The sequence below is a fragment of the Streptomyces sp. NPDC002835 genome (assembly GCF_053591995.1).
This window is the reverse complement of sequence record NZ_JBSFUW010000037.1, coordinates 66,913-81,600: the sequence shown is the minus strand read 5'-3', so window position 1 is coordinate 81,600 and position 14,688 is coordinate 66,913. Positions and strand designations below refer to the sequence as shown.

Genomic DNA, 14,688 nt, shown 5'->3' with positions numbered 1-14,688 from the left:
ACGCGGACTCCGGTGTCGATGACGTACGCGGTCACGCCCTCACCGGCACTGTCCGGGTAGGTGTACGCGCTGTCGCCCGCGGTGTCGGTCTGGTCAACCCGGTCGAGACCCCAGGACGGCGGGTCGGCCTGGGTGGCGTCGATGGTGAACTTCTTGTTCTGCACGACCTTGGCGACGGCCGGGTCGGCGGCGAGGCGCTTGGCCTCGGTCTCCGAAAGGCCGCCGGCGGAGAAGCCGTTGATGGCGGAGCTGTAGTTGCGCCGCAGCGTGCCGCCGTACTCCTTGGCCAGACCCTTCTTGTCGGCCTTCTCGTCCAGCATGACGATGTAGCTGCCGGCGACGGCGCCTTCGGCGTTCGCGCCGTAGATCTTGCCCTCGGCCGGAGCGGCCGCTCCGGCGAAGGACGTGTTGATCAGAGTGACGCCTGCTGCGGCGGCCACTGCGGTGATGGCGGCCGTGAGCTTGATCCTGCTCGCACGCTTGTGAGTTGCCATGAAGAGGGGGCTCCTCGTCATCTTTTTGTGGGGGGATGGCCCCGTGGACGGAAGATCTCCCGGGGCTGGCTCGAAACCCTGACCGATTGACGAGCTCAGATCAAGACCTTCATGAAGCTGTGACTTACTCAACAAGGTTTCTTAATAAGAAATCGGCCATCGCTCTCCAGGCCGGGCGGGAGGGCCAACGGCCCTTAGCTGTAGGGGGCTTCCATCCCTCGCATCAGGGATGCGCACCGTCCTGGAGAAGGAGCGACCGCGCCCCGAGTCACCGTGCGGCAGGACGAGACGACCGGATAACGCCCATAGCTTCGAAGCAGGCAGAAGGGCCGTGTGCAGACACCGCGCACATACGCCCCACGCGCGGACCACGTGTACGACCGTTCATGCACGCAATTCACACACGTCCGCACATATTTCGGGACCGGGACGACCAAGCGCACCCGCGCGCGTGCGCATACGAGGGGACATGCCTGTCATGGGGAGAGAAACAGGGGGCCCGCGCGGCATCGCCGCGCGGGCGGGCGGCTGGAGCGCAGAGCACCGCTGGGCCGCCGTGGGGATCTGGGTGCTGTTCGTACTGCTCGCCCTGGTGGCGGGCTCGGCCGCGGGCCGCGTCGAAATCAAGGACAGCGAACAGCTGTCGGGCGAGACCACTCAGGCCGCGCGGATCACGGAGGAGGCCGGGATCGAAGAACCGGCCGGCGAGACCGTACTCGTCCAGGCCCGCGACGGCGCCCTCACGGCCGACGACCCGGCGTTCCGCAAGGCCGTCGACGACGTCGTACGCGCCGTCGACGGCACGCGCGAGGTCATGGACATCACCTCGCCGTACGACACGAAGAGCATCTCGAAGGACGGCCGCAGCGCCCTGGTGCAGTTCAATGTCCGCGGCGACCCCGAGACCGCGAGCGAACGGATCGACCCCGTGCTCGAAGCGGTGGCCGGGGTCCAGGACCGGCACCAGAAGCTGCGGATCGAGGAACTCGGCAGCGCCAGCATGGGCAAGACCTTCGACGAGGCCTTCGGGGACGACTTCCGGCGCGCCGAGTTCTCCGCCGTCCCCGTCGCGCTGGGCATCCTGCTGATCGCCTTCGGCGCGCTGGTCGCGGCGCTGCTGCCGGTGCTGCTCGCCATCACCGCGATCGCGGCGACGATGGGTCTGATGGGCGTCGTCAGCCATGTGATGCCGATGAGCGAGACGGCCGACTCGGTGATGCTGCTGGTCGGTCTCGCCGTCGGCGTCGACTACTGCCTGTTCTATCTGCGGCGCGAACGCGAGGAGCGCGCCGCCGGACGCGACGGCCGTACGGCCATCATGATCGCCGCGGCGACCAGCGGACGGGCCGTCGTCGTCTCCGGGGTGACGGTGTGCGTCGCCATGGCGGGCATGCTGTTCACCGGCATCGGCGAGTTCGAGTCGATGGGCCTCGCCTCGCTCATCGTGGTGGCGGTGGCGATGGCCGGCTCGGTCACCGTGCTGCCCGCGCTGCTCTCCCTGCTCGGTGAGCGGGTGGACAAGGGCCGGCTGCCGTTCACCGGCCGGCGCAAGAAGGCGGCGGGCGGCAGTGTCGAGAGCCGGGTGTGGAGCCGAGTGCTCGGCGGCGTGCTGCGGCGGCCGCTGGTCTCCCTGCTCGTGGCGGGCGGCGCGCTGGTCGCGATCTCGCTGCCCGCGCTGGGCATGAAGACCCAGGACTTCACGCTGGACCAGGAGTTCGGCGACTCGGTGCCGATCGTGGCGACCTACCAGCGGATCAACGAGGCGTTCCCCGGCGGCGCCGACCCGGCCGAGGTCGTGGTCAAGGCCGACGACATCGGCTCGGCCGCCGTACGGGACGCCCTCGCCGGCTTCCAGGAGCAGGCGGTGACCTCCGGCGCGTCCCAGGGCCCGGTGGAGGTCGTCACCCACGAGGCGCAGAACCTCGCCTTCGTGTACGTCCCCCTGGTCGGCGGCTCCGACCAGGACCGCGCCGCGAAGAGCCTCGAAGTGCTGCGGGACGAGGTCCGGCCCGCGACGCTGGGCAAGGTCGACGGCGTCGAGGCGCCGATCACCGGGCAGGTAGCCGGGTCGAAGGACTTCAACGACCAGCTGACCGGGGCGGTCGCGCCGGTCTTCGCCTTCGTGGTGGTCTTCGCATTCCTGCTGATGCTGCTGTCGTTCCGGTCGCTGACGATCGCGGTCACCTCGATCGTCCTCAACCTGCTGTCCGTCGGCGCGGCGTACGGCATCCTGACCGCCGTCTTCCAGCACGGCTGGGGCGCGTCGCTGGTCGGCGCGGAGGGGGCCGGCGCGATCATCGCGTGGCTGCCGCTGTTCCTGTTCGTCATCCTGTTCGGGCTGTCGATGGACTACCACGTCTTCGTGGTGTCCCGGATCCGCGAGGCGAAGCTCCAGGGCCGCGGGACGCGCGAGGCCATCACGCACGGCGTGGTGACGACGGCGGGTGTCGTGACGAGCGCGGCGGTCATCATGGTCGCGGTCTTCGCGATCTTCGGCACGCTGTCGATGCAGTCGATGAAGCAGATGGGCGTCGGCCTGGCGGCCGCGGTCCTGATCGACGCGACGGTGATCCGGGGCGTGCTGCTGCCGGCGGTGATGGCGCTGCTCGGTGAGCGCAACTGGTACTTCCCGAGGTGGCTGCGGTGGTTGCCGGACCTGACGCATGACGAGTCGGGCGGGGTGGGGCGGTCGGGTTCGCCGGAGTCGGTTGCGGGGGCGGCGGGGGTGGAGCCGGTGCGGGTGTGACGTGGGGGTGGGGCGGGTGGCGCCTGCGGCGGGCTGTTCCCCTACCCGCCCCTTCCCGAGTCCGGGGGCTCCGCCCCCGGACCCCCGCGCCTCAAACGCCGGCGGGGCTGGAGAATCCAGCCCCGCCGGCGTTTGAGGCCACCGCGCGAAGCGCGGTACGGGGTCCGGGGCCTGCCCCCCACGCGGCGGAGCCGCACATCCGGCACAGCGGGAAGGGGCGGGGTGGGGAACAGGCCCCGCGCAGCGGACCCCTACCCCGCCCGCAACTCCCCCTCGATCAGGTCCGCCGCCCGCCCCGTACCCCCCTCGCGCGACATCTCCGCCTGGATGGACGCCAGGCGCGACCGCACCGCCGGGTCGGACGCGACGGAGAGGACCGCCTCGCGGAGCGTCTCCGCGGGCGCGTCCGTGTCGACGCGGCGCGCCACACCGAGGCTCACGAGCATGTCCGCGTTGCCGAACTGGTCGACCGCCTGCGGGACGGCGACCATGGGGGTGGCCGTGGCCAGGCCCTCCTGGCTGCCGCCCGCGCCCGCGTGGGTGATGAAGGCGTCGGCCTGCTTGAGGATCGCCAACTGCGGTACCCAGGTGTGGACTTCGATGTTGCCGGGCAGCGGTCCGAGCTCGGCGGCGTTCACGTACCGCCCGATCTGGAGCACCACGTGCCAGCCGGGCAGGTCCCCGAAGGCCTTGACGCACTCGCGGTAGAAGCCGGGCTGCTTGGTGAAAGTGGAGCCCAGTGACACGAGCAGGACCCGCTCGGCGGTCGCCGGCCGCCGCCACTCCCCCTGGCTCGCCCGGTCGCCCTGGCACGCTCCCACGAACGAGTACACGGACTCGTCGACCCGGTCGGCGTTGGGCTGCAGTGCCCGGGGGATGAGGACGATGCTGCGGCGGGGCCGGCCGACGAACCGGTCGGGGTGGGTGCTGATCTCGTTCTCCGCGAGCCAGCCGGCGAAGCGGGCGTAGTACGCCTTGCCGCGCTCCGACGCCCTGAGTTCGGCCGTCATCGGCTCGGCGACCTCCTCCTCGTAGCCCTCCCAGGCGACGAGGTTGGGCGAGAGGGAGACGGCGGGGACGCCCCAGCGGTGGGCGAGAACGATCGCCGGGTAGGACGTGATGTCGTGGATGACGAGGTCCGGCTCGTCGCCCTTGAACGCCTCGGCGAGCTGAGGCAGCACCTGCACGGCGTCGTTCAGGAACGGTTCGATGTTGTCGATGAGTTCCGTGCCCCAGGCGTCCGGCTCGTCCTCGGTGGGCAGTGTCGACTTGTAGATGACCGGCTCGGCGCCGGTCTCCGCGATCCGGTCGGCGAACGACTCGGGGATCGCGTAGCTGACGCGGTGTCCGCGGGCGACGAGTTCGCGGATCACTTCGAGGCTCGGGTTCACATGCCCCGGGGCCGCGATGGAGAACATGGCGATGTGGGCACGCTGCGGTTCAGTCATACGACGACGATAGGCGAGACGAGACGTCTCGTGCAATCGACTTCAATCCATGCTCTCGAAACTTTCGAAGTCCCGACGGCCTCCATAGGCGAATTCAGCCGACCGCCCGCGCAACTACGCCTGCGACGTAGACCTTTACCGCAGCTCAAAGAATCTCAGAGCTCTGACCGGCCCAGAAAATATTTCGAGAAGTTTCGAGAAATTTTCCGTTGACGGCACCTCAGGACCGCTCGCATACTCTCCACCGATCGCACCTCCCCGCCCGAGCGCCTCCGGCGCCCCGGCGGGTGCACACGGCACCACGAAAGGTCCACCTACCGCGCCCCGGCACGATTTCCCGCTGCCCGGGCACCGGAAGAAGAGGTCGCAATGATCGGCAGTTCGTCACGTCGGCGTGCCCGCGGGGCACTCGTCGTCACAGCCGCGGTGGCCATGGCCGCCGCCGGAACGGTCGCCCTGCAGGGCACCGCCCACGCCGCAACCACGCTCGGCGCCTCCGCGGCGGAGAAGGGCCGCTACTTCGGTACGGCCGTGGCCGCCAACCGTCTGGGAGAGTCCGACTACGTCTCCACGCTGAACACCGAGTTCAACTCGGTCACCCCGGAGAACGAGATGAAATGGGACGCGCTGGAGAGCTCCCGCAACTCGTTCAGCTACGGTGCCGCCGACCAGATCGTCAACCATGCCCGGAGCCGGGGCATGGACGTCCGCGGCCACACCCTGGTCTGGCACTCGCAACTGCCCGGCTGGGTGGGCGGCCTGAACGCCACCGAGCTGCGTTCCGCGATGAACAACCACATCACCCAGGTGATGCAGCACTACCGCGGCAAGATCCACTCCTGGGACGTGGTGAACGAGGCCTTCCAGGACGGCGGCAGCGGAGCCCGGCGCAGCTCGCCCTTCCAGGACAAGCTGGGCAACGGGTTCATCGAGGAGGCGTTCCGCACCGCCCGCACCGTCGATCCAGCGGCGAAGCTCTGCTACAACGACTACAACACCGACGGTGTGAACGCGAAGAGCAACGCCGTCTACAACATGGTGAAGGACTTCAAGCAGCGCGGCGTACCGATCGACTGCGTCGGCTTCCAGTCCCACTTCAACAGCGCCTCGCCGGTGCCCAGCGACTACCGGGCCAACCTCCAGCGCTTCGCCGACCTCGGTGTCGACGTGCAGATCACCGAGCTGGACATCGAGGGCTCCGGCTCCTCGCAGGCCGACAGCTACAGCCGCGCCGTGAACGCCTGTCTGGCCGTCACCCGCTGCACCGGCATCACCGTCTGGGGCGTCACCGACAAGTACTCGTGGCGCAGCAGCGGCACCCCGCTCCTGTTCGACGGCAACTACACCAAGAAGCCTGCCTACCACTCGGTGCTGGCCGCACTCGGCGGCACGTCCGGCGGCGGCGGCGGTGGCGGCACCGCCACCTGCACCGTGCGCTACGCGGAGACCACCCGCTGGGGCGACCGCTTCAACGGCCAGGTGACCGTCACGGCCGGCAGCACCCCGATCACCAACTGGTCCGTGAACGTAACGGTCTCCTCGGCGCAGAAGATCTCCGCCACCTGGAACGGCAGCCCGACCTGGGACGGCACCGGCAATGTGATGACCATGCGGCCGAACGGCAACGGCAACCTCGCGGCCGGAAGCTCGACCAGCTTCGGCTTCACGGTCATGGCGAACGGCAACTGGAACGCGCCGAGCGTCGGCTCCTGTACCGCTTCCTGAGCACCGCCTGAGGCCTCCTGACCGCCTGACGGCAAGCACCCGCGCGGCGCGGCGACCCTCCCGGTCGTCGCGCCGTCGTCAGTGGTGCCTCGTCAGCGCCGGGGGGGTCCGGCAGCGGTCGGTCGTGCCGCGTCGCCGTGCCGGGCGACCTGCGCGGATGCGAGACTCTGTCGGATTCACCAACGGTGCTGGGAGCAGGCGATGGACGAGACACGGGCACGCGAAGTACTGGCGGGGGCCGGCTTCCCGAGGGAAGCGGCGCTGCTGGCGCTCGGCGAGAACGCCGTGTTCGCGACGGACCAGGTGGTCGTGAAGGTCGGCAGGGACGCCCGCCTGCTGGCGCGTGCGGAGCGGGAACTGGCCGTCGCCGGCTGGCTGGAGGCGGCCGGGGTGCCCGCGGTACGGGCTGCCGCCGGGACCGGCCCACGGCTGGTGGACGGCCACCCCGTGACGGTGTGGCACCGGCTGCCCGACGCCGTACGCCCGGTGGAGCCCGCCGACCTGGCCCGGCTGCTGCGTCTTGTCCACGCTCTCGCTCCTCCTTCCTTCGCCCTGCCCCGACGGGAGCTGCTCGGCGGTGTCGAACGCTGGCTGCGGCTGGCGGGCGACGCGATCGACCCGGCCGACGCCGACTGTCTGCGGGCCCGCCGCGACGGTTTCGCTACGGCCGCCGCCGGGCTCACACCGCACCTGCCGCCGGGGCCCATCCACGGCGACGCACTCCCCCGCAACGTCCATGTGGGTCCGGACGGCCCGGTCCTGGTCGACCTGGAGACCGTCTCCTCGGATCTGCGCGAGCACGATCTGGTGGTCATGGCCCTGTCCCGCGACCGCTACGGCCTCGACCACCGGGCGTACGACGCCTTCACCGAGACCTACGGCTGGGACGTACGCGAGTGGGACGGCTGCGCCGTCCTGCGCGGCGCCCGCGAGACGGCAAGCTGCGCGTGGGTCGCCCAGCACGCGCCGTCCAACCCGAAGGCGCTGGCCGAGTTCCGCCGCAGAGTGGCCTCCTTGCGCGACGAGGACCCCGAGGTCCGCTGGTACCCCTTCTGACGAGACCAGGCCGGAGCGGACGGGACCGGCCCCCGTGTCAGCCCACCTGCCGGCCCGCGACCGGAGCCAGTTCGCGCATCGGCCAGGACGTGTCGACCACCGCGTCCGCCGTGCCCTTGCGGCGCAGGAAGCTCTGGAAGTCCGTCGCCCACTGGGCGTACCACTCCACCTGCCGGTCGTGCAGCTCGGCCACGGCGAGGGAGGCCACCATGGCGTGCCGCTCGGCTATCGCGCAGGCCACCAGGACCGCCGCGCGGGCGTCCGCGTCGGCGTGGTGGGCACTGGCGAGCACCACCCCGTACTCGACGCAGACCGCTTCGAGGGTGCGTTTGCCCTTGCGGTACCGGTCGACGGCCCGGTCGATCGTGTACGGATCGATGACGGGGCCGACCGGCCGGCCGTCCAGCCGCTCCGCCAGGGAGGGCAGGCCGTGCCGCTGCAACTCGGCCGCCAGCAGCGTCAGGTCGAACGCCGCGTTGTACGCGACGACCGGGACACCCTGGCGCCAGTGCCCGCACAGGACGGTGGCGATCTCGTCGACCACCTCGCGCGGGGGCCGGCCCTCGGCCGACGCCCGCTCGTTGCTGATGCCGTGGATGGCGGAGGCCTGTGCGGGGATGCTTATCCCCGGGTCGGCCATCCAGCCGTGGCTCCGCACCGGCTCGCCCGCGCGCAGTTCGACGACGGCTGCCGTCACGATGCGTGCGTCGAGCGGATCGGTCCCCGTCGTCTCCAGATCGAAGCCGACCAGCAGCTCGCGGTGCCAGGACATGATGCCCCCTTCTCGGTGGTGCGGTGGTGCTTCCCCCAGTTGACGACCACTCTCGCACGCGCCACTGACAGCCGGTCCGGCGGCGGACGCTGAAGGGCACTCAGGAGGCTCAGGAGACTCAGGACACAGGGCGCGAATCGACCCAGACCGACTCGAACTCCTCGCGATATGTCTGGAAAAGACCGGTTTCGCTGTCCTGCCCCGCCCGCACCACGGAGCGTCCGCCGCCCCGCAGCACCAGCACCGGCGCCTCCATGCCGCGGGCCCTGCGAAGGTAGGACTGGATGACGGCGAGACCGTCGGGGCCGTCGCCGTCCACCAGGTAGGCGGTGAAGCGGGGGGTCTCGTCGAAGACCTGGATCTCGAAGGCGCCCGGATCCCGCAGCCGGGAGCGGACGCGGCGCATATGGAGGATGTTCATCTCCACCGTGCGGCTCAGCTCGCCCTTCTTGAGGCCGAGTTCCCGCTCACGGCGTTTGACGGCGCTGCTCGCCGGGTTCAGGAAGAGCAGCCGCACCCGGCACCCCGACTCGGCGAGGCGGACGAGCCTGCGGCCGGAGAAGTTCTGGACCAGCAGGTTCAGTCCTATGCCGATCGCGTCGAGGCGGCGGGCGCCGCCGAAGAGGTCCTCGGCGGGCAGCTGGCGCTGGAGCCTGACGCGGTCGGGGTGGACGGAGACGACGTCCGCGTACCGGTCGCCGACCAGGTCCTCCACCGCGTCGACACGGAGCCGGTCGGCCGAGGGGACGCCGGCGCCGTTGCCGAGTATCTCCAGCAGCCGTGACGAGGCCCGCTCGGCCTGGGCGAGCACCGCCTCGTTGAGCGCGCGGTTGCGGGAGACCACGTTCCGGGCGACCTCGAGCTCGTCGAGCGCCAGCTCCACGTCCCGCCGGTCGTCGAAGTACGGCTCGAAGCACGGCCAGTGCTGGACCATCAGCTCGCGCAGCTGCGGCAGGGTCAGGAAGGAGAGGACGTTGTCGTCCGCCGGGTCCAGCAGATAGCCCTTGCGGCGGGAGACCTCCCGTACCGCGACTGCCCGCTGCACCCATTCCTGGCCGGCCGGGCCGGCGGCGGCGACCACCCAGTCGTCGCCGTGCACCGGCTCGTAGACCGGGCGCAGCACGGCGGCCACGACCGCCCGCAGCCGCTGTTCGACCAGATTCAGCCAGATGTAGGCGCGGCCGGCCCGCTGGGCGCGTGTCCGCACCTCGCTCCAGGCGTCCGCGCCCCAGTCCAGCTCCGCCCCTATCTCCATCGGCCGCGCGAGCGAGACCGCTCCTGGCGGGACCTCGGCGGAGTCTCCCCCCTCGTGACCCGTGTCGCCGGGGGGTAGCTCCAGCCCTCCCGAGCTCACCCGCGCACCGCCTTCTTCCGCGTATCTGACGCCCATCTCCAACGATCAAGGAAGGGTACTCCGACTGCGCGAGGCGGTGCACCAGGATCGTTCGGCGAATCTATCCAACTCGCCTGGTGATGCGCTCCGTTACGGCAACAGCACTCTTCGTGGAGTGAGGGGATTCATAGAATTGACGGCGTCCCGGGCCGTCCGGTCCCGGCCACGGCGCCGCCGGGCGCGCCGGGGGGCGCGCCGCGCCGATCCGCACACGCGCGCGGTCGGCTCCGGCGCAGTCACCCGGTAGGACGGCGCGAAGTCCTAGGAGCTTGCCCCACTTTGCGGGAGGATCTTGTCCGAGTAGCTCCCATTACCCGGATCAGAATGGAAGAGTCGAATCTATGCAGGTCTGGCCGGGACAGGCGTACCCCCTCGGCGCCACGTACGACGGCGCCGGCACCAACTTCGCGGTGCATTCGGAGGCCGCACACCGGATCGAGCTGTGTCTGCTCCACGACGACGGCTCGGAGACAGCGGTCGAGCTGCGCGAGACCGACGCGTTCGTGCGGCACGCCTATCTGCCGGGCATCATGCCCGGCCAGCGCTACGGCTTCCGGGTCCACGGCCCGTACGAGCCGGCCCGCGGGCAGCGCTGCAACTCCGCGAAGTTACTGCTCGATCCGTACGCGCGTGCGATCAGTGGCTCGATCGAGTGGAACGAGTCGGTCTACGGCTACCACTTCGGCAGACCGGACTCCCGCAACGACCTGGACTCCGCGCCGCACACCATGACGTCGGTGGTCGTGAACCCCTACTTCGACTGGGGCGACGACCGGCTGCCGCGCACCGACTACCACCGCACGGTGATCTACGAGGCCCATGTGAAGGGCCTGACCATGCTGCACCCGGAACTGCCGCCCGAGCTCCGCGGCACCTACGCCGGGCTGGCCCACCCCGCCGTCATCTCCCATCTGACGGAACTGGGCGTCACGGCACTCGAGTTGATGCCGGTGCACCAGTTCGTCAACGACCACCGGCTGGTCGACGCCGGGCTGAACAACTACTGGGGCTACAACACCATCGGCTTCTTCGCCCCACACAACTCCTACGCCTCCTGGGGCGACCGCGGCGAGCAGGTGCTCGAGTTCAAGCAGGCGGTACGGGCCCTGCACCAGGCGGGCATCGAGGTCATCCTCGACGTGGTCTACAACCACACCGCCGAAGGCAACCACCTCGGCCCCACGCTGTCCTTCCGCGGTCTGGACAACGAGTCGTACTACCGGCTCACCGAGGACCGCCGGTACTACATGGACACCACCGGCACCGGGAACTCCTTGCTGATGCGCAGTCCCCATGTGCTGCAGCTGATCATGGACTCGCTGCGCTACTGGGTGACCGAGATGCACGTCGACGGATTCCGCTTCGACCTCGCCGCGACGCTCGCCCGCCAGTTCCACGAGGTGGACCGGCTGTCGTCCTTCTTCGACCTGGTGCAGCAGGACCCGGTGGTCAGCCAGGTCAAACTGATCGCGGAGCCGTGGGACGTCGGCGAGGGCGGCTACCAGGTGGGCAACTTCCCGCCGCTGTGGACCGAGTGGAACGGCAAGTACCGCGACTGCGTACGGGACCTGTGGCGGGGCGAGCCGCGCACCCTCGCCGAGTTCGCGTCCCGGCTGACCGGCTCCTCCGACCTGTACCAGGACGACGGCCGCCGCCCGCTGGCCTCGATCAACTTCACCACCTGCCACGACGGCTTCACCCTGCACGACCTCGTCTCCTACAACGACAAGCACAACGAGGCCAACGGCGAGAACAACCGCGACGGCGAGAGCCACAACCGCTCGTGGAACTGCGGCGCGGAGGGCGACACCGACGACGAGGGCGTGCTGGAGCTGCGCGAGCGCCAGATGCGCAACTTCATCGCGACGCTGATGCTCTCGCAGGGCGTGCCGATGCTCAGCCACGGCGACGAGTTCGGCCGCACCCAGGGCGGCAACAACAACGCGTACTGCCAGGACAACGAGATCGCCTGGGTGCACTGGCCGGACCCCGGCGACGACGAGGAGGGGTCGCTGCTGGCGTTCACCAAGACGATGGTGTGGCTGCGGCGCGACCATCCCGTCTTCCGGCGGCGGCGGTTCTTCCACGGCCGGCCGGTGGAGGGGACGCACGACGAGCTGACGGACATCGCCTGGTTCACCCCGCAGGGCGACGAGATGGTCGCCAGGGACTGGCAGGCCGCGCACGCCAAGGCGCTGTCGGTCTTCCTCAACGGCCACGCGATCTCCGAGCCGGGGCCGCGGGGCGAGCGGATCTCGGACGACTCGTTCCTGCTGATGTTCAACGCCAGCGCGGAGGAGCTCGACTTCACCGTGCCGGTGAGTCACGGCGAACAGTGGCAGGTGGTCGTGGACACGGCCTCCAAGGAAGGGGTCCCGCCGGGCCGGGGCCCGATGGTCTCCGCCGGGGACGAGCTGCGGCTGGTGGGCCGCAGCATGACGGTGCTGCGGCGTCCCGCGTAACACCCGCCCCGGGGGGGGCGGCCGGACTGTCGACGGCCGGGCCTTCACGGCGGCTGGGCTGTTGTCGGCCGGTTCGATGCACATCGGGCCGGCCCCCGCCAGGGCGCACAGCCGCACGTGCCTCCGGTTCACCCGATCGGCCGACGCCGCCCCCGGGGCCGGGCGCAGGAACCTCTCCGGCCGGGTACGTATGTTCGCATGACGCCCACCTCCACATACCGGCTCCAGCTCCAGCCCGGCTTCCCCTTCGCGGCGGCCGCGGCCGCCGTGCCCCACGCGGCCGCGCTCGGCGTCTCCCATCTGCATCTGTCACCGGTGCTGGAGGCCGTCCCCGGTTCGACGCACGGCTACGACGTGGTCGACCACGGCCGCGTCCGCGAGGAGCTCGGCGGCGAGGCGGGGCTGCGGCAGCTGTCCCGTGCGGCACGGGAGCACGGCATGGGGCTGGTCCTCGACATCGTCCCCAACCATATGGCCGCCGTGCCGCGCCACAACCGCGCGCTGTGGGAAGTGCTGCGCGAGGGGCCCGAGTCCCCGTACGCCCGCTGGTTCGACATCGACTGGGAGGCCGGCGACGGGAGGATCCTGCTGCCGGTGCTCGCCGGACGCGTCGGCGACGAGATGGACAAGATGCACGTCGAGGGCGACGTCCTGCACTGCGGCGAGCAGCGCTTCCCCGTACGCGCCTCGACGGCCGGCCTGCCGATGGCCGAGCTGCTGGACGCCCAGTGGTACCGCCTCTGCTGGTGGCGGCTGGCCCGTACCGAGCTGAACTACCGCCGGTTCTTCACCGTCTCCGAGCTGATAGGGCTGCGCGTCGAGGACCCGGTCGTCTTCGACGCGACCCACGCCAAGATTCTCGAGCTGGTACGGGACGGAGCCGTCGAGGGCCTGCGCGTCGACCATCCCGACGGGGTGGCCGACCCCGAGGGGTATCTGCGCCGGCTGCACGAGGCGACCGGCGGGGACTGCTGGATCGTCGTGGAGAAGATACTCACCGGTGAGGAGCCGCTGCCGGACGCCTGGCCCGTCGCCGGCACCACCGGGTACGACGCGCTGCGCCGGATCGACGGCCTGTTCACCGACCCCGCCGGGGCAGTCGAACTCGACGCGGACCACCGCCAGTTCACCGAGGCGGCGGCGGAACTGGGAGGCCGCTGGGAGGAGACGGCGCGGCACGCCGCGTACGAGGTGGTGGACCGCGAGCTGGCCGCCGAGACCACGGCCCTCGTCCGGCTCGCCGAGCGGGTCTGCGCGGCGGGCCCGCGGCTGCGCGACCACGCGCCGTGGGCGCTGCGGGCCGCGCTGCGGGAACTGCTGGTCCGTGTCCCCGTCTACCGCCCCTACCGGCCGAGCGACGAGACGACGCTGCCGCGGGAGGCGGCCCGCGAGGCGAAGGAGACCTTCACCGTGCCCGCCGAGGCGGCCGCCGTCGACCTGATCCGCGACCTGGCGCTCGGCCGCCTCGGCAGCGGGCCCGACCACGAGGCGTTCCGCGCCCGCTTCGCCCAGACCGCGTCCGCGCTGCGGGCCAAGTCCGTGGAGGACAAGGCGTTCTACCGGTACGCGCCGCTGATCTCCGGCTGCGAGGTCGGCGGCGAGCCGGGCGAACCGGCCGTCGCCCCGGAGGCGTTCCACGCGTACTGCGCCCGGCTCGCCCGCGACTGGCCCACCACCGGGACCGTACTGACCACGCACGACACCAAGCGCAGCGCCGACGTCCGGGCGCGGATCGCGGTGCTCTCCGAATGCCCCGAACGCTGGGCGGACTTCCTCACCCGGATCACCGAGGAGGCGGAGAACGTGCCCGGCGGCGCCGCGCCCGACCCGCAGGTGGCCTGGACCGCCTGGCAGACGGCCCTCGGCTTCGGCCCGCCCGACGCGGGCCGGCTGGACACCGCGCTGCTGAAGGCCGTACGGGAGGCGGGTCTGCGCACGAGCTGGACCGAGCCGGACGCGGCGTACGAGAAGGCGGTCTCGGCCTTCGTCGACGCCGGCCCGGCGGGGCCGCCGCAGCACTCGGTGGCACGGTTCGCCCACGAACTCGCCCCGTACGCGCGGGCCAACGTGCTCGGAGCGACGCTGCTCCAGCTGACGATGCCGGGGGTGCCGGACGTGTACCAGGGCTGCGAGCGCGAGTTCCTCGCGCTGGTCGACCCGGACAACCGGCGGCCGCTCCCCTCCGCGGGCGCGCCCGCGGAGGGGCTCAGCGCGGAGAAGGAGGCGCTCACCACGGCCGCGCTGCGGCTGCGCCGCGCCTCGCCGGAACTTTTCGGCGCGGCCGCCACGTACACCCCGCTCGCGGCCACCGGCCCGGCGGCCGGCCACTGCGTGGCCTTCTGCCGCTCCGGCGAGGTCGTCACTGCGGTGACCAGGCTGTCCCTGCGGCTGGAACGCGGGGGCGGCTGGCGCGACACGGAACTACGGCTGCCGGAGGGCCGTTGGGTGGACGTGCTGTCCCCGGAGCGGGAGTTCGCCGGGGGGCGAGTGGGGGTGGCGGAGCTGTTCGCGCGGAGGCCGGTGGGGTTGCTGCGGCGGGCGTGACGGGTCCGCTGCGCGGAGCTTGTTCCCCACCCCGCCCCTTCTCCGAAC

Annotated in this window: 9 protein-coding genes; 5 read left to right on the top strand and 4 right to left on the bottom strand. The window is 71.0% G+C overall.

Features of this window, described 5'->3' with window-relative positions; genetic code table 11:
• Positions 1 to 494, bottom strand: a 494-nt coding sequence (locus ACWD01_RS30205; RefSeq protein ID WP_451166167.1) for a S8 family serine peptidase, incomplete at its 3' end; no start/stop codon positions are given.
• Between the two features lie 469 nt (positions 495 to 963).
• Between ACWD01_RS30205 and ACWD01_RS30200 the strand changes: the two genes are divergently transcribed.
• Positions 964 to 3,240 (top strand): MMPL family transporter, encoded by a 2,277-nt coding sequence (locus tag ACWD01_RS30200; protein WP_451166166.1) that lies wholly within the window; start codon positions 964 to 966, stop codon positions 3,238 to 3,240.
• A gap of 251 nt (positions 3,241 to 3,491) precedes the next feature.
• Here ACWD01_RS30200 and mgt read toward each other — a convergent pair whose 3' ends face one another.
• A complete protein-coding gene (gene mgt / locus ACWD01_RS30195) occupies positions 3,492 to 4,688 on the bottom strand; it encodes a macrolide-inactivating glycosyltransferase (protein WP_451166164.1) in 1,197 nt (398 codons plus the stop codon).
• Positions 4,689 to 5,057: 369 nt separating this feature from the next.
• Between mgt and ACWD01_RS30190 the strand changes: the two genes are divergently transcribed.
• Together ACWD01_RS30190 and ACWD01_RS30185 are read left to right on the top strand one after the other, a co-directional pair.
• The gene (locus tag ACWD01_RS30190; protein ID WP_451166162.1) at positions 5,058 to 6,413 is read left to right on the top strand and encodes an endo-1,4-beta-xylanase; all 1,356 of its coding nucleotides are present in this window, start codon (positions 5,058 to 5,060) and stop codon (positions 6,411 to 6,413) included.
• 201 nt (positions 6,414 to 6,614) lie between these two features.
• Positions 6,615 to 7,469 carry a phosphotransferase enzyme family protein gene (locus ACWD01_RS30185; RefSeq protein ID WP_451166161.1) on the top strand — a complete coding sequence of 285 codons (855 nt, stop codon included), beginning with the start codon at positions 6,615 to 6,617 and terminating at the stop codon, positions 7,467 to 7,469.
• A 37-nt stretch (positions 7,470 to 7,506) separates the two neighbouring features.
• Here the strand turns inward: ACWD01_RS30185 and ACWD01_RS30180 are convergent, their stop codons facing one another.
• Together ACWD01_RS30180 and ACWD01_RS30175 are read right to left on the bottom strand one after the other, a co-directional pair.
• Positions 7,507 to 8,241 carry an exonuclease domain-containing protein gene (locus ACWD01_RS30180; protein ID WP_451166159.1) on the bottom strand — a complete coding sequence of 245 codons (735 nt, stop codon included), beginning with the start codon at positions 8,239 to 8,241 and terminating at the stop codon, positions 7,507 to 7,509.
• A gap of 118 nt (positions 8,242 to 8,359) precedes the next feature.
• Positions 8,360 to 9,595 (bottom strand): SAV2148 family HEPN domain-containing protein, encoded by a 1,236-nt coding sequence (locus tag ACWD01_RS30175; protein WP_451166157.1) that lies wholly within the window; start codon positions 9,593 to 9,595, stop codon positions 8,360 to 8,362.
• A 380-nt stretch (positions 9,596 to 9,975) separates the two neighbouring features.
• On the opposite strand from ACWD01_RS30175, the gene glgX reads away from it, so the two are divergent.
• Positions 9,976 to 12,096: a glycogen debranching protein GlgX gene (gene glgX / locus ACWD01_RS30170; RefSeq protein WP_451166156.1), complete on the top strand. Its 2,121-nt coding sequence runs from the start codon at positions 9,976 to 9,978 to the stop codon at positions 12,094 to 12,096.
• Positions 12,097 to 12,294: 198 nt separating this feature from the next.
• Positions 12,295 to 14,640 (top strand): malto-oligosyltrehalose synthase, encoded by a 2,346-nt coding sequence (treY, locus tag ACWD01_RS30165; RefSeq protein WP_451166154.1) that lies wholly within the window; start codon positions 12,295 to 12,297, stop codon positions 14,638 to 14,640.
• Positions 14,641 to 14,688 lie beyond the last annotated feature (48 nt).